Here is a 23360-nt window from a genome sequence, read left to right on the forward strand (position 1 = left end):
ATATCCTGAAGCAATAATATTAACTTCAGGATATATACATGATTTATAGGTCAATTTTGGTTCCTAATATTTCTAAAAACGCTGCAATCCATTTTGGATGCCCAGGCCATGCAGGAGAGGTAACAAGGTTACCATCTACCACAGCTTCGGTAGCAGGCACATCAACGAAAGTTCCTCCGGCTAATGTCACTTCGGGACCAACAGCTGGATAAGCGGTTAATTTTTTACCTTTTACCACATTAGCAGCGGTTAATATTTGAATACCATGGCAAATAGCCGCAATTGGTTTGTTGTTACTGGCAAAGTGAGTTACCAAATCAATTACTTTGGGATTCAAAACGAAGGTATTCCGGAGCCCTCCCTCCTGCTAAAACTATTGCATCGTATTTAGCGACATCAATATCATCAAACGAATAATTTAACACGAAGCGATGTCCCGGCTTTTCGCTATAGGTTTGAAAACCGTCAAAATCATGAATGGCAGTGGTGATATAATCTCCTTTTTTCTTATCAGGACAAACCGCATGCACTTCGTGCCCAATCATTGTCAGCATTTGAAAAGGAACCATTGTTTCATAATCTTCGGCAAAATCGCCGGTAAGGAATAAGATGTTTTTTTTCATGATTACTACAGAGTTAGATAGTTGCCTCAATAAAACATTTGTGGATGTTCTATATATAAATATCTTGCAAAAAAATCATTTTAAAGAATGGAAAACATTTACCCTAATTCTCAAAACATTAATTTATTAAAATCTCAAAACTTCAAAAAAACTGTATTTACTACCGTCAATGCAATTATTCTCTTTATTTTTTGTTACATCTTCCTAATTCTAACCTCAATATTATTTGCAGTAGCGTGTTGGTATTTAGGATTAGCAATAATTGGACTTGGAATACACCTTATTGTGGCGTTGATCGGAGCAGGGGTCATTGCTTTAGGTATAATGATATTTCTATTTACAATTAAATTTATACTTAAAAATCAAAAAGTGATTAATCATGGAAGAGTTGAAATTTTCGAAAAGGAACATCCGAGGCTTTTTAAACTAATAAATGAGACTGCCTTACAGGTTGGCACTACATTTCCTAAAAAGGTTTTTATTTCTCATGATGTAAATGCTTGCGTATTCTATAATTCTGGGTTTTGGTCATTATTTTTCCCTGTTAAGAAAAACCTTGAAATCGGGTTAGGTTTGGTTAATTGTTTAAATGAAGGGGAGTTAAAAGCAATTTTAGCTCATGAATTTGGCCATTTCTCTCAATCAAGTATGAGGGTAGCAAACTATGTGTATCGAGTAAATCGTATTATATTTTCTATGGTATATGAACAAGATCACTGGGATACTTTATTAGTTAAGTGGTCAAATGTTGGCAGCATATTCAGTTCATTTGCAAGTGTAACTTTCCATATAGCCAATTACATAAGAAGAATCTTAATTAAAGCTTATCAACCAATAAACATACGCTACCTAAGATTATCAAAGGAAATGGAATATCATGCCGATTTAGTGAGTGCAAGTATTACAGGTTCACAAACTTCTATTTCTGCCTTAAGGAGAGTGGAATTTGGAGCCATAATCTATAATGATGTTATCAGTAAATTAAATGAAATTGGGTCAGGTGGAAAAAAAACAGAAAATCTGTATGCTAATTTTAGCGAACAACTGATTATCAGATCCAAGAAAAACAACTTCGACGTAATTAATAATCTTCCAATATTAACCGATGATGTTATAAATAAGCTATTATTCCCTCGAGTAACTTTTCATGACAAATGGGCTACGCACCCGAGTTTAAAAGAAAGAACTTCTAATATTCAACAAACTAATTTTAAGGATAATTCATCAGATCAAAATCCTTGGTTTCTATTCGAAAATGCAGACCAATTGCAAAAGGAAATTACATCTAAGCTGTATACACTTGCTTTCCCTAATAAAGAATTCTCAATAATTACTAAAGAAGACTTTAATGCTGAAATTAATAAAGAACCAGCCAACTATTCGCTTCACAAATTCTTCAATTTATTCTACTTAGACAGGTCTTTAAATAATCTGCAACTAGATGAATTATTAACCGCCCCTGGTGAAAGATTTACATTTGAAGAAATATTTACTGAAGACTTTGAAAATAACTGGAGAATATACTTAAGAAACTCCAATGATTTGGAAACATTAAAAGCAATCCAAGAGGGTTTAATTTCTACGGATTTCTATGAGTTCGACAATGTTCGATATAATCTATCTGATATTGATGCATCAATAAATATTCTTCAAGCTGAAGTGAATCTTCAGAAAGAAGCTTTACAGGCCAAAGATGAGCAGGCATTTTTATTCTGCTACTTCAGATCAGTTGACGAGAGTATTATAAAAGGTGATTTATATAGGGCCTTATATGAAGACTTCCAGCTACTTCAATCAGAAGTTGATGAGTACAAAAAGGTACTAGTAGCTTTTTACAGTTGCATTAACTATTTATCTGCAAATGGCACTTATTATCAAGACGATGTAGATAAAGCTAATGATCTTTTAAATAAGGCACTTATGTCTTTACGAAAACGATTTGAAGAGAGTGAGAAATTATCTCTAAATCAAACGTACTCTGAAAATTTATTGAATGGCTATAGCTGTTTTTTACTTTCTAATAAAATAGAAATCCCTCTTCCTTCCACTGAATTATCAAACGCTGTTTTTGAAAAAGGGTTTGAAATTACAAACGATATTCTAAAAAAGGTATTTGAGTTAAAAAGCTCAGCAGAGATGAATCTTCTTACATTTCAAATGGACTTGATTAAAGAAAATACTCTTACCTAAAATAATTTCACAACAAAGGGCTTTGAATTTTCATTTCAAAGCCCTTTGATATCTTTTATAAAAAATACCTATTCCGCAATCAGCAGATAATAATTCTTCTTACCTTTTTGAGCAACAATAAACTTATTATTGATCAAGCTTGAGTGATTGATGACTTCTTCCACTCCACCAACTTTAGCTTTATTCAAGCTTACACCACCACCTTGGATCATCTTTTTAGCTTCACTTTTTGATGGAAATACTTTTGCCTTGTCACCTAACAAGTCAACCACATTAATCCCGTTTGAAAGCTCTTCTTTTGAAATATTGAATTGCTCAATGCCATCGAAAATACCCAACAGGTTATCATCGCTCATGCCAGTTAAAAAGTCGATAGAACCATTACCGAACAAGAACTCTGAAGATTTAATTGCAGTTTCATAATCAGCCTCCGAATGAACGCGAATGGTTATGTCTTTCGCCAATGCTTTTTGCAATACACGTAAATGAGGTGCAGTTGCATGCTCTGAATCTAAGGCTTCTAATTCTTCTTTAGACTTTAACGTGAAAATGCGAATCCAGTTTTTTGCATCATCATCGCTCGCATTTAACCAAAACTGGTAGAATTTATACGGTGAAGTTCTAGCCGGATCTAACCAAACAGCACCGCTTTCGGTTTTGCCAAATTTAGTTCCATCTGATTTCTTGATCAGCTGTGTGGTTAAAGCAAAGGCCTCTCCATGATCTTTTCGGCGGATAAACTCTGTACCGGTAACAATATTGCCCCATTGATCAGAACCACCCATTTGCAAGAAACAGCCTTTGTGTTTCCACAAATAGTAAAAATCATAGCCCTGTACCAACTGGTAGCTAAACTCAGTGAAAGACATACCGGTGTCTCCTTCCAAACGACGTCGAACTGAATCTTTGGCCATCATGTAGTTAACAGTAATGTGTTTACCTACATCACGAATAAAATCAAGGAAAGTAAACTCTTTGAACCAATCATAGTTATTCACCATTTCGGCACTGTTAGCGCCGCAATCGAAGTCAAGGAATTTTTCGAGCTGCGCTTTAATACAAGCCTGATTATGATTAAGAATATCTGCAGAAAGTAAATTACGTTCTTCCGACTTGCCAGAAGGATCACCAACCATACCGGTAGCTCCACCCACTAATGCATAAGGTTTATGTCCGGCCTTTTGAAAATGAATCAGGGTCATAATTTGGGTTAAGTGACCAACATGCAACGAATCGGCAGTTGGGTCAAAACCAATATAACCGGCAATAACGCCACTATTCAATTTCTCTTCAGTGCCAGGCATAATATCATGCAGCATGCCGCGCCAACGCAATTCTTCTACAAAGTTCATTCTAGTTTAATATGATTACACAGATTAAATAATTCACCGGTAAATTGGTGGTATCACTCTCGCAATTTTTAATTCATCGATGAAAAATGATTTTCAGATTTACGATGAGAGTGCCAAAGATAATTATTTATGCTTAATTTGAGTTAGCTTGAGATAGGACGTGGCAGCAATAAAATCGGTGAAACCTATTCTAAAATCAGTATAATCTAATCAATGAACTTCCTCTCCCACTATTATTTCGACAAAGATTCAATAAATGCTCATTTTGTATTGGGTTTGGTTCTGCCTGACCTGACCAAAAACTTCAACAAAACCTGGAATATTCATCCACAGAAATTCATTGAACAGCTTTCTGCAAATGCTCAACTAATGGAAATTTATGATGGTTGGCAAAAACATTTATTGGTTGATAAGCTCTTTCATTCATCAGCGTTTTTTAAACAAGAAACCGACAAACTCAAGCAGTTTATTACGCCATTATTAAGTGGAACTCTGGTTCGGCCATTTATACTCGCACACATTGCTCTTGAACTAATGCTGGATAGCTTATTAATTGAAAATAAGAAAGTTGACATCCAGCAATTTTACACACACCTAAGAGATATTAATCAACATACATTAGTTGAATACCTGCGAATAAATGCGATCAATCAGCCCGAAAGTTTTCTGAATTTCTACAACAAGTTTATCGAGAATGCCTATTTATATTCGTATACCGATTATAGCAAATTAGTTTATGCCTTAAATCGAATTTGCTACAGCGTTTGGGGCACAAATTTTTCAGAAGAAACTAAAACAGAGCTTGAACAAGTGTTGCTACAATACAAAACCGAACTAATTAGTAAATTCACGGACATTTTTGATGAAATAACAACCAAACTTTAAACCGCAATCCATATTTTCGCCGGCTATGCAACAACAAGAAGCTCAAAAATTAATTGCTGATTTAACAGCTGAACTCAATCAACATAACTATAACTATTACGTTCTTGCTCAACCCACTATATCTGATTACGATTTCGACCAAAAGCTTAAACAGCTTGAGGCATTAGAAAAACAATTCCCTGAACTCCAGGATCCTAATTCTCCTTCATTAAAGGTGGGTGGAGAAATTACCAAGTCATTTAAAACTGTTAAGCATAAATACCCGATGCTTTCATTGGGCAATACGTATTCGGAACAGGATTTAATTGATTTTGATAACCGAATCAGAAAGGCCATTGGAGATGACTTCGAGTATGTTTGTGAGCTTAAGTTCGATGGTCTGTCAATGAGTTTGACTTACCAAAATGGAAAACTTGTACAGGCTGTAACGCGTGGTGATGGATCAAAAGGAGATGAAGTAACAACAAATGTTAAAACCATTAAAACCATTCCTCATCAGTTAAAAGGAAATGGTTTTCCGACAGAATTTGAAATCCGTGGCGAAGTATTCATGCATTTGAAAGCTTTTGAAAAATTAAATGCCGAGCGTGAAGAAAATGGGGAGCAGCCCTTTGCCAATCCACGTAACTTTGCCTCTGGTACCATCAAAATGCAAGACTCTTCAGAGGTTGCCAAACGCCCACTCGATTGCTTCCTCTATTTCTTATACGCCGAAAACCCACCTTATAAAACACATTGGGAAAGTTTACAAGCCGTTAAACAATGGGGATTTAAAGTTTCCGAACATTCGAGGTTATGCAGTAATATTCAAGAAGTGCTTGACTTCATTCATTATTTTGAAACTGAACGATTCAAACTATCCTTTGATATTGACGGAATAGTTATAAAAGTGAACAGTTATGCTCAACAAGATGAACTGGGTTTTACAGCAAAATCACCTCGTTGGGCAATTTCCTATAAGTACAAAGCTCAAGAAGTAGAAACAGAGCTAGTGGCAATTACCTATCAGGTTGGACGTACCGGTGCGGTTACCCCCGTAGCAAACCTGAAACCCGTTCAACTAGCAGGTACAACAGTTAAAAGAGCTACACTACACAATGCAAATGAAATTGAACGTTTAGATGTTCGTGAAGGTGATACAGTGCTAGTGGAAAAAGGAGGTGAAATTATCCCTAAAATCATCAAAGTTAATCTCGATAAACGTCCGGCTAACTCGCAACCTACCAAATTTACGAAGACCTGCCCAGAATGTAATGCTGAACTAGTGAGAACCGAAGGCGAGGCCGCTTGGTATTGCCCCAATGATACAGGTTGTCCACCCCAAATCATTGGTAGAATGCAGCATTTTACAGGCCGCAAGGCTATGAATATTGATAGCCTGGGTGACGAAACCATTGTTCAGCTATTTAATGCCGAATTGCTCCATAATATTTCTGATATCTATGCTTTAAAAGATAAAAAAGCTGAACTGCTGAGTTTAGAACGAATGGGCGAAAGATCAGCTAACAATCTTATTGATGGTATTGAAGCTTCTAAACAAATGCCTTTTGAAAAGGTGTTATTCGGATTAGGAATTCGATACGTAGGAGAAACTGTTGCTAAAAAACTCGCTCAACATTTTAAAAACATTGACAAATTGATAGCCGCTACTGCTGATGAATTAATTGCTGTTAATGAAATAGGGATCCGTATTGCAGAAAGTGTGTTAGAATACTTTGCCATTCCTGAGCACCGTTTACTTATTGAACAACTAAAAGCAGATGGATTACAGTTCGAAATTGAAGAAAAAGAAGTGGTAATGGCCAGCAATAAACTGGAAGGGAAAACATTTCTCATATCCGGAGTATTCGAAAACTATAGTCGCGAAGAACTGAAAGACCTGATTGAAGCAAATGGAGGAAAAATGCTAAGCAGTATTTCTGCAAAACTTAATTTTTTGGTAGCTGGTGATAATATGGGACCTGCCAAACTTCAAAAAGCAACTGATTTAAATGTCCCTATCATTTCTGATAGTGAATTACTGGCAATGCTTAACTAAACCAAACAGATGAAATCACAATTAACCAACTATATTTTAAAACGAGAAGCGGGTAAGGTCAGAAATCAGGGTGAATTTAATAGACTAGACGAGATAAATTCCTTCCTGTTTATTTTTTGTGCCGAAAATATTGAAGAGCTAAAGACAGTGAAAGACATTGCTTTATCGTCTGATTTACAACGGAAAAAACTCACCTTTTGGGGACTAATTAACGAGAAGGACCTTCCTGAATTCAGAACTGAAGCACGTGATTTTAACTTTATTACCAATAAAGATCTTAACTATCTGAAGATTCCTAAAGAAGAAAAGGTTAAAGAGCTGCAGAAAGTTCAATTCGATGTCTTAATTAATCTTTCACAAGAAACAAATCCTACAATATCTTATTTGGCATTGAAAGCTAATTCCGCATTTAAAATTTCAAAATACGAACAGAATGAAAGTTTTATTTACGATTTGATGATAGATTGTAAAAAAGACACAAGTATTATTAATTTTACGGCCCAAGTATTACATTATCTTTCGTTAATAAAAAAATGAGTACACAATTGAGAGGAACGGGTGTTGCATTGGTTACCCCTTTTAACCCTGATGGCAGTGTTGACTTCCCGGGGCTAAAAAATCTTATAGAGCATTTGATCGCCGGAGGCGTTGAGTATTTAGTACCTATGGGTACAACCGGTGAAACCGCAACACTTTCCAAGGAAGAGAAGAAGAAGATTTTTGATTTTGTACTTGAAACTAATAATAATCGTGTTCCATTAGTAGCAGGCATTGGCGGTAACAATACCAGCGCTGTAGTGGATCAGGTAAAAAATTTTAAATCTGAGGGATTTTCAGCTATTCTTTCTGTTAGTCCTTATTACAATAAACCGGCACAGGAAGGTATTTTTCAGCATTATAAACAAGTTGCAGAAAACTCTCCGCTTCCTATTATTTTGTATAACGTACCTGGCCGCACAGGATCAAATATGACAGCCCAAACCACTTTGCGTTTGGCAGAATTGGAAAATATAATTGGAATTAAAGAGGCTTCGGGCAACTTTGAACAATTCATGGAGGTTTTAAAATATAAACCAAAAGACTTCAAATTCATTTCAGGGGATGATGCATTGGCTCTACCGATGATTGCATTAGGAGCCGAAGGGGTAATCTCTGTTGTAGGAAACGCTTTCCCTAAAGACTATTCATCTATGATCAGAAAATGTTTGGAAGGGAAATTCGACGAAGCTCGTACATTGCATTATAAGCTAACTGATATTATTAACATGCTATTTGCAGAAGGAAGCCCTGCAGGTGTTAAGGCATTCTTAAAAGAGTTAGCGATTTGCGGATCGCCTGTTCGCTTGCCATTAGTGGATGTTAGCGAGAATCTGAAAGCTAAAATTTTAAATGCTGTTAAAAACTATTAATCAGCATTGTTTCATAAGAAATAAAAAAGTCCTGCTCAAATAAATTGGGCAGGACTTTCTTTTTCTTCAGTTCGTGGTTGAAATACTAAGCCTCGGCTTTGTTTTTAGTATCTTGAATTTCCATACGAATCTCTTGTGCAAGGTTTTTCAAGTCTTGCATACCTTTACGAACACGAGTACCGGCAGCATTGTTACCTTTGTTGTAAAACTTATCTGCGTCGCCTTCTAAAGATGCCAACAAAGCTTTGAATTCATTAAATTTTTTCATTTTTAGATACTCCTTAAATGTTTGGTAAATACTGATTAGGTTATTTACTAGCTAATGTAATAGCTTTTAATCCATAAACCAAACTTTTTAAATAGAAAAAAGTGCCTTTAAGCGTGTTTTTATCCACATTTCAACGTTTTATCCTTTTAAAAATCGAGGCAGATTTATACACAATTTGGGCAATACATTAAAATTATGCCTGCATAAAAATTATATAATAAACTGATTTTCAGAAAATTAGCAACCTGCATTGATAGTAAAATTTTGTACTCTTTTTTACTCAAAAATAACCTATAGTTAAAACAACGGTGGAATCATTTTTTTCCCTTTGAAATTATTCAATTCCCTTAAATCTGACATTAATCAGCTAATGTAACCTCATTCTTTATAATTTTGTAGTTAACTAAAACAGCGATAATTAATACTGCTTAAAGATGGGGAAATCAGATATTACGAACATTAAAGACATAGAATTGTTAGTTAACAGTTTTTATAATATCATCCGTCAGGATCAGCTGTTGGGTCCAATTTTTAATGCTGTAATTAAGGATGGATGGGATACTCACCTGGAAAAGATGTATACCTTCTGGAATACTGTTCTATTCTCTGAGCCAGGTTATACAGGTAGCCCCTTTCCTCCACATGCAAAATTGCCTGTTGAAAAATATCATTTCGAACACTGGGTAGCTTTATTTATACAAACAGTAAACGATAATTTCGAAGGAGAAAAAGCTGATGAAGCTATTTGGAGAGCCGAGCGTATGGCCGAAATGTTCAATTTAAAAATAGAACACATCCGTAAAAATGGCAACCTATCAATTATTTAAATGAAGAAAATCAAACATTCATTCCCCATTGCTATTACGTTTATCTGGCTCGGATTTGTTTGCGCCATAAGTTTTATGGAAGCACCTATAAAGTTCATGGCTCCGCATTTAACACTTGAGGTAGGCGTTGAAGTAGGTCGATTGGTTTTTAAAGCATTAAATCGAGTAGAAGTAGTTCTATGCCTTATATCCATTGGTTTTACCTTTCTAAATTCCTTCCATCGCACAACCGTTATTTTACTAGTAGTCTTAAGCACCATCATTGGTATTCAAACTTTTTGGCTTTTACCTGCATTGCATGAACGGGTTCAAATGATCATTCAGGGCCAAATACCGCCAGCATCACACTTGCATCAAGTATATATTCTTTTAGATAGCCTGAAGGTGACTGGCTTAATATTACTTGGTATAACTCAATTCGGTTATTTTAGAGAGAAATGCCTTGAACGCTTCTTTATATATAAAAACCCGAATGAATAAGTTTGACAAAAGAAATTATGAAGTTAAGTATATATCATTTTTCAATTGTTCAAACGCCTAAATTTTATAAAAAGCTGACATTTCAGAAGAAATGTACATTAATAATGGTTTTATTTAATAATAAAACTTCAAGATAGACTAGAAACTTATTATTTCCATTCAAAAAGTCGCCAACATGGAAATTAATCTCTTATTTTTTTAATTTTAATTTTCCATTGATCTTCAATTTAAAATGATATCACTTCAAAATACAGATAAAACCAAAAGATAAAATTAGAATTCAACGGATTCATAAAGAAAAGCCGGAATTATAATCTACAAAGCGCTTATAGATTAATATTCCGACTTTTTGATTTCAGAGGTAGAGTGTTATTGTTTTTGCTTTCCGATTCAAAAGTAAGAAGCCTGATTGTATTTACCTAACGTATATATACGTAACGCATTAAAAATGACAAATTTGTCAGCGAATAAAAAGAGCCTCCTGATTTTGGGGGCTCTAAAATGAAAAAATTAAGCGTAAATATATATAGAAGGCCAATGAGATCGAGAGTAGATTTGAACTACTGTTGAGCGTCTTGCGGACACTTGCCTAACCACTCGGCCACCCGATCTGTTTTAAGAAGTAGAAATTTGAGATCGAGAGTAGATTTGAACTACTGTTGAGCGTCTTGCGGACACTTGCCTAACCACTCGGCCACCCGATCTGTTTTAAGAAGTAGAATTTTGAGATCGAGAGTAGATTTGAACTACTGTAAAGCGTCTTGCGGACACCTGCCTAACCGCTCGGCCACCCGATCTGTTTTAATAAATAGAAACCTGGAGATCGAGAGTAGATTTGAACTACTGTTGAGCGTCTTGCGGACACTTGCCTAACCACTCGGCCACCCGATCTGTTTTAATAAGTAGAAACCTGGAGATCGAGAGTAGATTTGAACTACTGTTGAGCGTCTTGCGGACACTTGCCTAACCACTCGGCCACCCGATCTTGTATGTTTCTGTATTCAAGTTCCAAACCAAAAACTATTTCTTGCCTACGAAAACGCTTAATAACTAAAAAATCAACTAGATATTTACTTAAAAAACAACATGTTAACTATAGGTTATTGAAATACTTCTTAAAGTTCTAGTTAATAAATTATATATAATTTCGATAGACTTTATAGAATGTCGGGCATTTAATACAATTGTAACAATATTTTGATACAGTCGATTTAAAACGAAAAAATCCCGCAAGCTAAGCTTGTGGGATCTATTTAAAATAAGATTATAACTATACTAGCGTGGTGCAGCAAACTCTTCAGCTTCCTTATAAACACCATCCTGAAGTTTTACTTTAACTTCGCTAAAAGCACCTAGTGTACGTTGAACATCCTCCAAACTGTGAGCAGCAGTAGGAATTAAACGTAACATCAATAATCCTTTAGGAATTACCGGATAAGTAACAATTGAGCAGAAAATGCTGTAGTTCTCTCTAAGGTCTACAATTAGGTTGGTAGCTTCTGTTAAAGAGCCATGCATGAAAACTGGGGTTACAGGGCTATTGGTTTTACCAATATCAAAACCTAATTCTTTTAAGCCGCCTTGTAACGCGTTTACAATTTCCCAGAGTTTAGCTTTTAACTGAGGATTTGTTTTCAATAACTCTAAACGTTTGCGCAAACCAACGATCATTGGCATTGGAATAGACTTGGCAAACGTTTGAGAACGCATATTATAACGCAAGAATTCAACAACCTGCTCATTGCTGGCTACAAAACCACCAATACCAGCCATTGATTTTGCAAAAGTTCCGAAGTAAACATCAATGCCATCAATGCAATGTTGCTCTTCGTGAGTTCCAGCTCCTGTTTTGCCCATTGTTCCAAAACCATGAGCATCGTCAACTAATAAGCGGAAATTATATTTTTTCTTTAATTCAACAATACCTTTTAAATCACCCTGAACCCCTGACATCCCAAACACACCTTCAGTAATAACCAAAATAGCACCTGGTGTACCTTCAACTAATTTTTCAGCGCGTTGTAATTGCTTTTCAAGGCTTTCCATATCGTTATGCGTATACACATAACGTTTTCCCTGATGCAGACGAACACCATCAATGATACATGCATGCGACTCGGCGTCGTATACAATTACATCATGACGATCAACCAAAGTATCAATGATAGAAACCATTCCCTGATAACCATAGTTTAACAGGAAAGCATCTTCAAAACCAACAAAATCAGCTAGTTCTTTCTCCAGAGCTTCGTGATTGTTAGAGTTACCCGACATCATACGTGCACCCATTGGAAGAGCTAGACCATATTGCGCAGCACCTTCAGCATCGGCTTTACGAACTTCGGGATGATTTGCTAAACCTAAGTAGTTATTCAAACTCCATACAAGATGTTCCTTACCACGAAACATCATATGAGGACCTATTTCTCCTTCCAATTTAGGAAACGCGAAATATCCATGAGCCCATTTCGAATGCTGCCCAATTGGACCTCTTTTCTCCTTAATCTTCTCAAAAATATCCAATGCTTTAAATTTTAGTGTTAAACCTCGTAAAGCCTGCAAAATTATAAGATAATTGCAGATTTATCAATCTGGTTATATATTAATGGTTTGATTATAATTTATTTACTTGTAGTAAATTTGAGCGCGTAAGTTATAAAAAATCCCGGTAAAACCGGGATTCCTATTATTAGAATACGTTGATTAATCTACGTTATCGTGCAAAAATGAGTTATTTGGTCGAATCTCTGTCCCATCATTATCATTTGATAGAGTGAATCTAGAGATATGCTGCTCTGAAGAATGTGGAGTTTCCTTCAATTTCATATTCTTGCGAACATATGCCGGAACGTTTTCCAATTCATTCAGCCCATTATTGCTATTCAGCTTAATACTAAAGTTTTTCAGCTTCATAATCCGGTCACGCGACTGCTGCAAACTTTTCTTCATGAGCTCTTCTTCCGAAAGATCTTCATTAAAGTTTATTGGCTCAATTACCTCCGGTTCCGGTTGCTCAATGACTTCAACTTTAGGCTCTTCTTTAATTTTATTGCTAACAGTAAACTCGAATGTATGGTTTGAAGCCTGTGTATCATTTGATTCAACTCCAAACAAATCAAACATTGAAACTTGACGTAATGAAGGAGCAGGCTGAGTTTGAACATTTATCTTCGGAGTCTGCGGCTCGGGATCACTTACCTTAATCGAAGGCTCTAATGATTTGTTTTTTAGCGTATTAACAAAACTTTCCGCTTCTCTGACAGGATCGTCATTTAAATTGATAACAATACGCTCCGGTTCTTGTGGAACAACAGGCTGTTCTACAATTACTTTCTCCGCACTAGTTTCATCTCGCTGTGATCGAGTGTTAAAACCTGTTGCAATTAGCGTTACTGAAATTGCTTCACCTAAAGATTCATCGTTACAATTCCCCCAAATAATATCGGCCGTTGCTCCTGCTTTTGATTGGATGTAATCAGTAATCTCTGATACTTCATCCATTAATACTTCTTTAACACCAGAAGTAATATTTAACAGAATATAACGTGCGCCTTCAATTTCGTTATCATTTAACAATGGCGAAGCCATGGCTCCTTCTACTGCTTTACGGGCACGATTTTCACCTTCGGCAGCACATGAACCCATAATAGCCACACCACTGTCTTTCATAACAGTTTTAACGTCTTCAAAGTCGACATTAATATAGCCGGCAACAGTTATAATTTCGGCGATACCTTTAGAAGCCGTAGTTAACACATTATCAGCCTGAGCAAATGCATTTTTCAACTCAAGATTACCACACATTTGACGAACCTTCTCATTTGAGATGACCAAAAGAGTGTCGACATTTTTCTTAAGTTCTTCCAAACCCTGATCAGCCTGTACTTTACGGCGAGGGCCTTCAAATTTAAAAGGCGTAGTAACAATACCAACGGTAAGAATACCCATATCCTTTGCAGCTTTTGCAATAATTGGGCTGGCTCCTGTACCTGTTCCACCGCCCATTCCGGCGGTAATAAACACCATTTTGGTATTGCTTCCCAGCATTTCGCGCAGTTGTTCTACGTTTTCAATGGCTGAGTTACGACCCACTTCAGGTATTGAGCCTGCGCCACGGCCTTCTGTTAAACTTGCTCCTAACTGTACTTTATTAGGAATGGGGCTTAACTCCAGCGCCTGGGCGTCGGTATTACAGATAATGAAGTCAACTCCTTTTATACCCTGGCGGTACATGTGATTGACTGCGTTTCCACCTCCACCTCCAACACCGATCACTTTGATAATCGATGATTTTTCTTTGTACATTTCGAATTCCATTATCCTGATGTTTAAGCGACGTAAATTGTTGAATTCTTATTTAACATGTAATAATAGCGATTTTAATGCCTTTTTTGGCCTTCAGAACCTCCCAATGTGGAAAACCCCGGCCATTGTTGATAATTATTGACATTTTATTCACCTATTTCTATCGTATAAGTATGTTCTTAATTCGAATGCTACTTATTTCAGATAATCTTTATCATCAATATCCTCACGAATAAATTCTTTTATAGGATCGATGAATTTCTTCAGCCATTGTTTTCTGTCGGCCTGAGGATGATGCACCTGAGGGTCAGCCGCAGGCATTTGATCATTTCTTGCTCTATCCTCTTCAAGAGCCTGTAAGCCTTTTATTACCAATCCAATACCTGTTGCGTACATTGGACTAGCCACTTCCGCATGATTTGATTTGGCTATATGTTCATTCGGATAACCAATACGTGAATCCAAACCGGTAATATATTCTACCAGTTGAGGCAAATGCTTCAGCTGTGAACCACCTCCGGTTAATACAATTCCTGCAATTAGTTTCTTTTCATACCCTGAACACTGAATCTCATAGTATACATGCTCGATAATTTCTTCCATACGAGCCTGAATAATATAAGCCAAGTTACGTACCGACACTTCTTTGGGTTGACGGCCTTTAACTGGGCTAGGAATAGAGATAATCTCGTTTTCAGCATTTTCATCGGCTAATGCCGAACCGAAACGCGTTTTCAACACCTCTGCCTGTGCTTTTAAAATAGATAAGCCTTCTACAACGTCTTCAGTAACAATATTTCCTCCTAAAGGAATCACCGCCGTATGACGAATAATGCCACGATAGAAAATAGCTACATCGGTTGTTCCACCACCGATATCCACCAAAACAACTCCGGCTTCTTTTTCTTCAGGACTCAACACTGCCTCAGCAGATGCTAATGGCTCAAGAATAATATCATCATAGCCTAAAGCAGCTTTATCAGCACACTTTATAATATTTTGTACTGATGTTACCTGCCCGGTAATAATGTGAAAATTAGCTTCCATTCGAACTCCTGACATGCCCACCGGATCAACAATCCCTGGTTCGTTATCAATCACGTATTCTTGTGGAAGCACATGAATAATTTTTTCACCGGGATTCATCGCCAATTTGTGCATATCTGAAATCAGTTTATCCACATCGGCGTGACTGATCTCTTCATTTGTATTACTACGAGTAAGCATACCACGGTGCTGATGGCTTTTAATATGCTGCCCTGCAATACCAATATTTACCACGCGAATTTCTACATTCGATTTCAACTCAGCCATTTCCACAGCCTCCCGAATACCTCGAACAGTTTTTTCGATATTGGTTACCGTTCCGCGACTCACGCCCGGAGAATCGGCTTTACCCATACCTAACACTTCTATCTTTCCATGCTCGGTTCTGCGTCCAACAATAACGCAGATTTTTGTAGTACCTATGTCTAATCCAACAATTATATCTGAGTGCTCCATAACTAATTAATTCTTGTGCTGTCTGTTTTCGTTGTATCGGTTGATGTTATATGTTCTTTAATCAGGGTATCGCGTATACCAATAACCTGATTGTTGTATTTTATATTGATGACTTTATAATGCTCCCAGCCAACACGAGGAAGCGCTTTTTTATAAAACACCATTAGATTATTCATTCTTCTTTCAAGATCTTCAGTATCTCCCACTAAAATTTTTTGCTCGCCTACGCGTGGAACAAGTACCAACTCTGCATTTTCATTGATATACGCCTGAATGATCTGTGCTTTCCAAAATTCATTTTTATCATTATCAATGAACTTTGCGATATCATAAATGGCTTTCGCTGACGCAGTTTTCAACGTATCATTATTCCCCGGTACTTCATCTATATTACCGTTGGCGACCAACACTCTCGGCGAGAAATTCAACGAAAGCGGCATTTTACGGCCGTTCTTGTCGATATAAAAGCTCTGATAATTTTTATTGATAATGCGAACTAACGGTTCTCTTTGGGTAACATTTACCCTCACCATCCCATCTAAATCAATAAATATATCAGCACGCTCAACGTATGGATTCATTTTAACGGCACGTTCAATTTGCTCAACCGGAATTTGATCTAAAGGGCGAGAAACAAACTGAGGCAACACCCTGTTCATCAACGTCAGGATATCCCCTTTTTCCACTAAAAAGTTCTTGCCTTCAATATTAATCTTTACGCCTTTGCAAACGGTTGTATCCTGACGCTTGGAAACAAAACTTAATAGTACAACCAATCCTGCCAGACTCAATGTCCAGGCAGTTAAGGCAAATACTCGTTTCCAATTGATTCTTTTCATACTTACTGTCAATAGACCATAGTCGATGGACCATGGTTTCTTATATATTTTTATACCCCATGGACTTATTGACCATGGACTATTAACTTCTAACTCAATTTCTTCCTTAATGGCTCAACCAGTGTATCTATATCGCCAGCACCCACAGTTACTAAAACTTCGATATTATCGCTATTAATTAAATCAACCAAATTGGCTTTTGAACACAATTGCTTGTTGCTAATGGTTACCATATCAAGTACCATTTGAGAATTTACCCCTTCAATTGGAAGTTCACGTGCCGGATAGATATCCAGTAAGTAAAGCTCATCGGCCTTACTCAGACTTGCGGCAAACTCTGGAGCAAAATCGCGGGTGCGAGTAAACAAATGAGGCTGGAAAACAACTGTCATTTTCTTACCCGGGTACAATTGACGAACTGAATTTAAACAGGCATTTAGCTCTTCAGGGTGATGCGCATAGTCATCAATATAAACCAGGTTTTCTGATTTAATAATATATTCGAATCTGCGTTTTACTCCTCTGAACGAAGCAAGCGCCTTACGAATTTTATCTTCTTCAATCTTTAATTCAAGCGCCACACGGACTGCAGCAACTGAGTTTTCAACGTTATGTAAACCAGGCAAACCCAGGTTCAAATCTTTGATGGTTTTATCAGCAGAAACGTAGTCGTAGTAATAGTTTCCGTTTTCAATACGTATATTCTCTGCACGTATATCGGCATTTACATTTTCAACAGCATATGAAACACCTGCATGGTTAAGCGGAAGGTCTTTTTTATGAATCAACACCCCGTCTTCACTTAATTGTGATGCAAAAAGATTAAACGATTCATGCAGATGAGAAGCATCACCATAAATATCCAAATGATCCGCATCCATTGATGTTACAACTGCAATATCAGGATGAAGCGTTAAGAATGAGCGATCGAACTCATCAGCTTCCACCACCATTACATTATTTTCACCTAATAAAAGGTTAGTATTGTAATTAGAGCTGATTCCACCTAAAAAAGCCGAACAATCATAGCCCGAATGTTTTAAAACATGCGCAATGATTGTTGAAGTAGTAGTTTTACCATGAGTACCAGCTACTGCGATGCAGAAGCTACCCTGGCTGATAATTCCTAACACCTGCGAGCGCTTTTTAAGCTCATAACCCGCACTCTTAAAGTAATTCAGAATTGGGCTGTCTTTAGGAATTGCCGGGGTATAGATGATCAGTATATCTTCAGAAACAGCGTTTTCGTTAAATGGGGCCGTAATATTATTAACCTCATCGATATAAGTAACCGGAATACCCTCACTCACTAATTCTTTAGTCAATGGGGTTTCTGTACGGTCATAGCCAGCAACTGTGCAACCACGGTGCTTAAACCAACGTGCAAGTCCACTCATGCCAATTCCGCCAATTCCAACCAAATAAACTTTACTAATCGACTCCAGTTTCATTCTTATTTGAGATTTGAGATTTGAGAGGTCAGACTTGAGAATTAATATCTCTTGATCCAACGAAAACTCATTTCTTTATTTTTCTAACCTGAGATTTAGATCCGGAATTTTGCATAATTCTCTTATCTAATCTCTCCTACCTTGTATCTACTTAACTAATTTTAATATCTCTTTTGCTATTACATCAGCTGAGTTTTTCAAGCCTAATGCCGCTATATTTTGCGATAGTTTTGCTTTCTTCTCCTCATTGCCAATTAAACGCAATGCAACAGGAACCAATTCAGTTTTTGCAACATCATCTTTAACCAGTATAGCTGCTTGTTTATTAACCAAAGCCATCGCATTTTTTGTTTGATGATCTTCCGCCACATTTGGAGAAGGCACCAATACTGCCGGCTTTTTTACCAGACATAGCTCTGAAATGGTACTTGCCCCGGCTCTTGCAACAATAACATCTGCCAAAGCATAAGCAAGGTCAACTCTAGAAACAAATTCCATCAGTTTTACATTTGGAAATTCAGCCTCATTAAATTGCTGCTTCAGCGTATTGTAATAAAACTTGCCACATTGCCAGATCAATTGAATTTCCTGATCTCTGAATGACTCCAGGTGATTCAGAATACTTTCATTCAACGTGCGGGCACCTAAGCTTCCACCCGTTAAAAAAATTGTTTTCTTATTAGCTGAAAGTCCGAAGAAAGCAGTTGCCTCTTCTTTCTTACCATCAATTTCCAATATATCCTGACGAACAGGATTCCCGGTCAACATTAATTTTTCAGCCGGAAAGAACTGCTCCATCCCATCATAGGCCACGCAAATCTTAGAGGCGTTTTTAGCCAATAACTTATTGGTAATCCCTGGGTACGAATTCTGTTCTTGCAGAACTGTCGGAACCCCCTTTTTACTTGCGGCATATAACAATGGACCTGATGCGTATCCGCCAACCCCAACTGCTACATCCGGCTTAAACTCTTTAACAATTCCGAATGACTTTGTTAATGACTTAATCAATCGAACAGGAAACATCAGATTATCCACAGTAAGCTTACGCTGCAATCCGCGGATATCAAGTCCAATAATTTTGTAACCTGCAGCCGGCACCCTATCCATTTCAATCTTGCCCAAAGCACCCACAAATAGTATCTCAATCGTAGGATCGATTCGCTTCAAGGCATCAGCAATAGCTAACGCCGGAAACAAATGACCACCGGTTCCCCCACCACTTATTACTATTTTATATTGTTTATTACTCATTCTATAATGTTTAGCTTTCAGCTGTTAAACTTTTAGCCTATGTATTTCACAAATAATCAATTCAAATCAGACAGTCGCGGCTGTTGTTGACTCTTTCTTTTCTGCTTCCTCCAAATCGCGACTGATACTCAAAATAATTCCAAAAGCGGCACTTGTGAACAAAATAGATGTTCCACCCATACTTACCAGCGGAAGTGCAACCCCAGTAACCGGGAATAAATTAGTGGCTACAGCCATATTAGCAAAGGCCTGAATAACAAGACTAAAACTTAAAGCGGCCGCCAGCAAAGCCCCAAATGCCTTGGGACTTCGAGAAACTATCTTAACACATCGGTACAAAAAGACAAGGTACAAGGCCAAAATTATCAACCCTCCCATCATACCGTATTCTTCAATAATTATTGCATAAACAAAATCGGCATAGGGAGAAGGAAGAAAGTTTCGCTGTGTACTATTACCTGGCCCCTTGCCCAATAATCCACCTGTTGCAATGGCAATTTTGGCTTGATCACTCTGATAATTCTTATCAGAATGCACCATTTCGGGATGCAGGAAAGCCTCAACACGAGCTTTATAAACTCCACGACGAGGACCAAAGAAAACCACAAAAGCCACCAAGATAGCTCCCGCTATACCAACCATTGCCATTTGAGTAAAACTCACCCGACCAATTAATAGTAACAGCATGCTGGTGCCGAAAATCATTAAAGCCGTAGAAAGATTGGCTGGAGCGATTAAACCACACACACCAATAACTGCAATAAAAATTGGAAGGAACCCTTCTTTAAAATCTTTGATCTTTTCTTGTCGTTTGGTAATTGAACGAGCCAAATACATGAACAAGGCCAGTTTGGCCAAATCGGAAGACTGAAATGTTTGGTTAATAATTGGCAAAGTCACCCAACGGCTAGCATTATTAATACTGCTACCAAAAAACAAGGTATAAAGTAGCAAAGGAATAGATAGCCAAAGAAGTAATTGAGCAATACGAGAATAGTAACGATGATCAAGCAAATGAGCGAAATACATGATGGCCAAACCGGCAACAATCATGGTTCCGTGCTTAATCAAAAAATGAAAGGGATTAACATCACTCTTGTAAGCCAATGTGCCAGTTGAACTGTACACGGCCAAGACCGATATCATCGATAAAGCAAACACCACCAGCCAAATCCACTTGTCGCCCCGCGTTTGTTGTAAAATCCAGTTCATGTAACCCTGTTCTCGTTAATTATTTTTTAAAACAGGCTCGGTTTAATGTTGAGCCTTAAAATCTTAAATTATATCGTTGTTTATGAATAAAATCTATCAACATTTCCACATTGAGAGCGGAGGTTTTAGAGTTCTTTCACCGCAGCTTTAAACTGATCACCACGATCTTCGTAGCTTTTGAACAAATCGAAACTTGCACAAGCTGGAGAAAGTAAAACTGTTTCGCCTTTAGCAGCCAAGTGATATGCTACATTTACCGCTTCTTTAGCAGAAGCTGTATTCACAATAATTTCTACTTTATCATCAAAAGCTTCGTGAATCTTTTTGTTGTCCTTTCCAAGGCATACTATAGCTTTCACTTTATCTTTTACAAGATCGAAAAGCATAGAATAATCGTTTCCTTTATCAACACCACCAGCAATCCATACTACTTTTGTGTTCATGCTTTCGAGCGCAAACCAAACCGAATTAACATTAGTGGCCTTTGAATCATTGATGAATTCAATGCTTTGGATTTTAGCAACGTGCTCTAAACGGTGCGGAACATTTTGAAAATCACCCAAACTCTCGCGCAGGCTTTCGCTTCGGATTTCGAGTAATTTCGCAGCAATTCCTGCCGCCATAGAGTTGCTCACATTGTGCCTACCCTGCAATGCTAATTCTGAGATGTTCATGCTAAATTGTTTTTTATCGGTTTGAATATTAATAGTGTCTTTTGTTGTATATGCGCCTTCATCCACTTGTTGGTTGAGTGAGAATGGAAATAATCGGGCTGTAAATGTGCGTTCAGCCATTACTTTCATTGTTTCCTCATCATCCAGACAGTAGATTAGAGCATCAGTAGTTGTTTGATTTTGAGTGATGCGGAATTTTGAATCAACATAATTCTGCATTTTATAATCGTATCGATCTAAATGGTCAGGAGTTATATTCAGAAGAATCGCTATATCTGCCCTGAACTCATACATGTTATCAAGCTGAAAACTGCTTAGTTCCAAGACATAATGATCAAAGTTTTCTTCGGCAACCTGGCGTGCAAAACTTTGTCCCACGTTACCTGCTAAACCCACATTTAAACCAGCTTTTTTCAAAATATGATACATAAGCATGGTTGTGGTTGTTTTACCATTACTTCCGGTAATACATACAGTTTTAGCATTGGTATATCTCCCTGCAAATTCAATCTCCGAGATGATCTTAATCCCCTTTTCTAGAATCTTTTTGATAATCGGAGCTTTGTCAGGTATACCCGGACTTTTAATTATTTCATCGGCCGAAAGTATTTCCTCCTCTGTATGCTGTAATTCTTCAAATCGAACACCACGAGCTGTAAGCTGATCTTTGTATTTATCAGCAATAGCGCCAAAGTCGGATACAAAGACATCAAAACCCTGTTTCAGCGCTAATACAGCACTGCCTACTCCGCTTTCGCCGGCACCAAGAATAACTATTTTCTTTTGCGAGGCCATGACTAACGGAGTTTTAGGGTTACAATAGAAATAATAGCCAGGATGATTCCGATGATCCAGAACCGGGTTACGATCTTCGATTCATGATAACCTTTTTTCTGAAAATGGTGATGTAATGGCGACATTAAAAATATACGTCGTCCTTCGCCAAATTTCTTCTTTGTGTATTTGAAATAAGAAACCTGCATGATCACAGAAAGGTTCTCAACGAGGAAAATACCGCATAAAACAGGGATCAATAACTCTTTGCGAATGATAATGGCAAATGTGGCAATGATACCTCCCAATGCAAGACTTCCAGTATCGCCCATAAATACCTGAGCTGGAAAAGCATTGTACCACAAAAATCCAATACATGAACCAATAAATGCACCAGCAAATACCATCAACTCTCCTGAATCAGGGATGTACATAATATTCAGGTAATCGGCAAAAATTAAGTTACCCGACAAATAAGCGAGAATTCCTAATGCGACTCCAATAATCGCAGAAGTTCCTGTGGCCAACCCGTCAATACCATCGGTAATATTAGCACCATTTGAAACCGCAGTAATAATGATAATAACTGCCAGAATGAAAATTATCGGCGTGTACTTTTCATAGTTTGGCAGAAACTTAAGCACCTTACCATAGTCGAATTCATTATTTTTATAAAAAGGAACATTGGTTTTAGTCGACTTCATATCAGGGCCAAAGTGACTCGAACTGATGGCCTTTGCATCATAACTTTTTACCTGTGTTGCCTGAATCTGATGAGCTGGCAATTTTTCACGAATAACCACATCCTTGTGATAATACATCACTATTCCAACAATCAACCCGATAATTACCTGCCCTAAAATTTTGAAACGACCGGCTAAGCCTTCTTTATCTTTTTTAAATACTTTGATATAGTCATCCAGAAAACCTATTCCTCCCATCCAAACAGTAGTAATGATCATCAGGATCACGTAAACATTATTCAGTTTGGCGAATAATAAAGTTGGAATAAGTATACCACCTAAGATGATCAGACCTCCCATTGTTGGGGTGCCTTGTTTTTCTTTTTGTCCGGCTAAACCCAAGTCACGAACTGTTTCACCAACCTGCAATCTTAACAACAGATTGATCAGTCGACGTCCATAAACTGTGGTAAAAATTAAAGAAACAATTACCGACATAGCCGTACGGAACGAAATGTATTGAAACACTCCTGCTCCCGGGAAATCATATTGTTTATCAAGCCAAGTGAACAAATAATATAGCATAGTTCAGT

Annotated in this window: 20 protein-coding genes and 2 tRNA genes; 7 read left to right on the forward strand and 15 right to left on the reverse strand. The window is 37.3% G+C overall.

Annotated features, from left to right (window positions below; translation table 11 throughout):
• Nucleotides 1–43: 43 nt before the first annotated feature.
• Both NF867_RS18380 and NF867_RS18385 read right to left on the reverse strand, forming a co-directional pair.
• Complete coding sequence (locus NF867_RS18380) at nt 44–337, reverse strand: DJ-1/PfpI family protein (RefSeq protein WP_279639627.1); 294 nt, start codon at nt 335–337, stop codon at nt 44–46.
• On the reverse strand, nt 318–623 hold the full coding sequence (locus tag NF867_RS18385) for a DJ-1/PfpI family protein (protein WP_279639629.1): 306 nt from the start codon (nt 621–623) through the stop codon (nt 318–320). Before NF867_RS18385 ends, NF867_RS18380 begins: the two co-directional genes overlap by 20 nt.
• 87 nt (nt 624–710) lie before the next feature.
• Here NF867_RS18385 and NF867_RS06015 point away from each other — a divergent pair, with 87 nt between their 5' ends.
• Entirely contained in the window at nt 711–2813 is a 2103-nt protein-coding gene (locus NF867_RS06015) for a M48 family metallopeptidase (RefSeq protein WP_252586803.1), read from the forward strand.
• Nucleotides 2814–2881: 68 nt separating this feature from the next.
• Here the strand turns inward: NF867_RS06015 and tyrS are convergent, their stop codons facing one another.
• Nucleotides 2882–4165: a tyrosine--tRNA ligase gene (gene tyrS / locus NF867_RS06020; protein WP_252586805.1), complete on the reverse strand. Its 1284-nt coding sequence runs from the start codon at nt 4163–4165 to the stop codon at nt 2882–2884.
• A gap of 213 nt (nt 4166–4378) precedes the next feature.
• Between tyrS and NF867_RS06025 the strand changes: the two genes are divergently transcribed.
• From NF867_RS06025 to dapA, 4 genes are read left to right on the forward strand one after another with little or no spacing between them, the layout of a single operon-like run.
• Nucleotides 4379–5050 (forward strand): hypothetical protein, encoded by a 672-nt coding sequence (locus tag NF867_RS06025; RefSeq protein WP_252586806.1) that lies wholly within the window; start codon nt 4379–4381, stop codon nt 5048–5050.
• A gap of 25 nt (nt 5051–5075) precedes the next feature.
• The gene (gene ligA, locus NF867_RS06030; protein ID WP_252586808.1) at nt 5076–7088 is read left to right on the forward strand and encodes an NAD-dependent DNA ligase LigA; all 2013 of its coding nucleotides are present in this window, start codon (nt 5076–5078) and stop codon (nt 7086–7088) included.
• A 9-nt stretch (nt 7089–7097) separates the two neighbouring features.
• A complete protein-coding gene (locus NF867_RS06035) occupies nt 7098–7625 on the forward strand; it encodes a DUF6913 domain-containing protein (protein ID WP_252586810.1) in 528 nt (175 codons plus the stop codon).
• Nucleotides 7622–8497 (forward strand): 4-hydroxy-tetrahydrodipicolinate synthase, encoded by an 876-nt coding sequence (gene dapA, locus NF867_RS06040; RefSeq protein WP_252586812.1) that lies wholly within the window; start codon nt 7622–7624, stop codon nt 8495–8497. Before NF867_RS06035 ends, dapA begins: the two co-directional genes overlap by 4 nt.
• Nucleotides 8498–8582: 85 nt before the next feature.
• Here the strand turns inward: dapA and NF867_RS06045 are convergent, their stop codons facing one another.
• Nucleotides 8583–8765, reverse strand: coding sequence for a histone H1 (locus NF867_RS06045; protein WP_252586813.1), 183 nt, complete (start codon nt 8763–8765; stop codon nt 8583–8585).
• 434 nt (nt 8766–9199) lie between these two features.
• Here NF867_RS06045 and NF867_RS06050 point away from each other — a divergent pair, with 434 nt between their 5' ends.
• Nucleotides 9200–9592, forward strand: a complete 393-nt coding sequence (locus NF867_RS06050) for a group III truncated hemoglobin (RefSeq protein WP_252586815.1) — start codon at nt 9200–9202, stop codon at nt 9590–9592.
• Nucleotides 9593–10072: a hypothetical protein gene (locus NF867_RS06055; RefSeq protein WP_252586816.1), complete on the forward strand. Its 480-nt coding sequence runs from the start codon at nt 9593–9595 to the stop codon at nt 10070–10072.
• 817 nt (nt 10073–10889) lie between these two features.
• Here the strand turns inward: NF867_RS06055 and NF867_RS06060 are convergent.
• The 11 genes from NF867_RS06060 to mraY form a co-directional block, all read right to left on the reverse strand.
• A tRNA-Cys gene (locus NF867_RS06060) sits at nt 10890–10963 on the reverse strand.
• Nucleotides 10964–10983: 20 nt separating this feature from the next.
• Nucleotides 10984–11057 (reverse strand) — tRNA-Cys (locus NF867_RS06065).
• A gap of 290 nt (nt 11058–11347) precedes the next feature.
• Entirely contained in the window at nt 11348–12595 is a 1248-nt protein-coding gene (locus tag NF867_RS06070) for an aminotransferase class I/II-fold pyridoxal phosphate-dependent enzyme (protein WP_252587121.1), read from the reverse strand.
• 180 nt (nt 12596–12775) lie between these two features.
• Nucleotides 12776–14389, reverse strand: coding sequence for a cell division protein FtsZ (gene ftsZ, locus NF867_RS06075; RefSeq protein ID WP_252586818.1), 1614 nt, complete (start codon nt 14387–14389; stop codon nt 12776–12778).
• 183 nt (nt 14390–14572) lie between these two features.
• Nucleotides 14573–15880, reverse strand: coding sequence for a cell division protein FtsA (gene ftsA, locus NF867_RS06080; RefSeq protein ID WP_252586820.1), 1308 nt, complete (start codon nt 15878–15880; stop codon nt 14573–14575).
• A gap of 2 nt (nt 15881–15882) precedes the next feature.
• Nucleotides 15883–16719: a cell division protein FtsQ/DivIB gene (locus NF867_RS06085; protein WP_252586822.1), complete on the reverse strand. Its 837-nt coding sequence runs from the start codon at nt 16717–16719 to the stop codon at nt 15883–15885.
• Nucleotides 16720–16808: 89 nt separating this feature from the next.
• Complete coding sequence (gene murC / locus NF867_RS06090) at nt 16809–18170, reverse strand: UDP-N-acetylmuramate--L-alanine ligase (protein WP_252586824.1); 1362 nt, start codon at nt 18168–18170, stop codon at nt 16809–16811.
• 147 nt (nt 18171–18317) lie between these two features.
• A complete protein-coding gene (gene murG, locus NF867_RS06095; RefSeq protein WP_252586825.1) occupies nt 18318–19424 on the reverse strand; it encodes an undecaprenyldiphospho-muramoylpentapeptide beta-N-acetylglucosaminyltransferase in 1107 nt (368 codons plus the stop codon).
• 66 nt (nt 19425–19490) lie between these two features.
• Nucleotides 19491–20636 carry an FtsW/RodA/SpoVE family cell cycle protein gene (locus NF867_RS06100; protein WP_252586826.1) on the reverse strand — a complete coding sequence of 382 codons (1146 nt, stop codon included), beginning with the start codon at nt 20634–20636 and terminating at the stop codon, nt 19491–19493.
• A gap of 125 nt (nt 20637–20761) precedes the next feature.
• A complete protein-coding gene (gene murD, locus NF867_RS06105; RefSeq protein ID WP_252586828.1) occupies nt 20762–22105 on the reverse strand; it encodes a UDP-N-acetylmuramoyl-L-alanine--D-glutamate ligase in 1344 nt (447 codons plus the stop codon).
• 2 nt (nt 22106–22107) lie between these two features.
• Nucleotides 22108–23352: a phospho-N-acetylmuramoyl-pentapeptide-transferase gene (gene mraY, locus NF867_RS06110; protein ID WP_252586830.1), complete on the reverse strand. Its 1245-nt coding sequence runs from the start codon at nt 23350–23352 to the stop codon at nt 22108–22110.
• Nucleotides 23353–23360: the final 8 nt, after the last annotated feature.

This window comes from Solitalea agri (genome assembly GCF_023914155.1).
In the GTDB taxonomy this organism is placed as follows: Bacteria; Bacteroidota; Bacteroidia; order Sphingobacteriales; family Sphingobacteriaceae; genus Solitalea; species Solitalea agri.

Excerpts from the sequence above, each read along its gene's own strand:
- tyrS (WP_252586805.1), bottom strand. The coding sequence starts at position 4,165 with ATGAACTTTGTAGAAGAATTGCGTTGGCGCGGCATGCTGCATGATATT.
- NF867_RS06015 (WP_252586803.1), top strand. The coding sequence starts at position 711 with ATGGAAAACATTTACCCTAATTCTCAAAACATTAATTTATTAAAATCT.
- NF867_RS06050 (WP_252586815.1), top strand. The coding sequence starts at position 9,200 with ATGGGGAAATCAGATATTACGAACATTAAAGACATAGAATTGTTAGTT.
- dapA (WP_252586812.1), top strand. The coding sequence starts at position 7,622 with ATGAGTACACAATTGAGAGGAACGGGTGTTGCATTGGTTACCCCTTTT.
- ftsZ (WP_252586818.1), bottom strand. The coding sequence starts at position 14,389 with ATGGAATTCGAAATGTACAAAGAAAAATCATCGATTATCAAAGTGATC.
- ftsA (WP_252586820.1), bottom strand. The coding sequence starts at position 15,880 with ATGGAGCACTCAGATATAATTGTTGGATTAGACATAGGTACTACAAAA.
- NF867_RS06035 (WP_252586810.1), top strand. The coding sequence starts at position 7,098 with ATGAAATCACAATTAACCAACTATATTTTAAAACGAGAAGCGGGTAAG.
- murD (WP_252586828.1), bottom strand. The coding sequence starts at position 22,105 with ATGGCCTCGCAAAAGAAAATAGTTATTCTTGGTGCCGGCGAAAGCGGA.
- mraY (WP_252586830.1), bottom strand. The coding sequence starts at position 23,352 with ATGCTATATTATTTGTTCACTTGGCTTGATAAACAATATGATTTCCCG.
- NF867_RS06055 (WP_252586816.1), top strand. The coding sequence starts at position 9,593 with ATGAAGAAAATCAAACATTCATTCCCCATTGCTATTACGTTTATCTGG.
- ligA (WP_252586808.1), top strand. The coding sequence starts at position 5,076 with ATGCAACAACAAGAAGCTCAAAAATTAATTGCTGATTTAACAGCTGAA.
- NF867_RS06085 (WP_252586822.1), bottom strand. The coding sequence starts at position 16,719 with ATGAAAAGAATCAATTGGAAACGAGTATTTGCCTTAACTGCCTGGACA.
- murG (WP_252586825.1), bottom strand. The coding sequence starts at position 19,424 with ATGAGTAATAAACAATATAAAATAGTAATAAGTGGTGGGGGAACCGGT.
- NF867_RS06025 (WP_252586806.1), top strand. The coding sequence starts at position 4,379 with ATGAACTTCCTCTCCCACTATTATTTCGACAAAGATTCAATAAATGCT.
- NF867_RS18385 (WP_279639629.1), bottom strand. The coding sequence starts at position 623 with ATGAAAAAAAACATCTTATTCCTTACCGGCGATTTTGCCGAAGATTAT.
- murC (WP_252586824.1), bottom strand. The coding sequence starts at position 18,170 with ATGAAACTGGAGTCGATTAGTAAAGTTTATTTGGTTGGAATTGGCGGA.
- NF867_RS06100 (WP_252586826.1), bottom strand. The coding sequence starts at position 20,636 with ATGAACTGGATTTTACAACAAACGCGGGGCGACAAGTGGATTTGGCTG.
- NF867_RS06045 (WP_252586813.1), bottom strand. The coding sequence starts at position 8,765 with ATGAAAAAATTTAATGAATTCAAAGCTTTGTTGGCATCTTTAGAAGGC.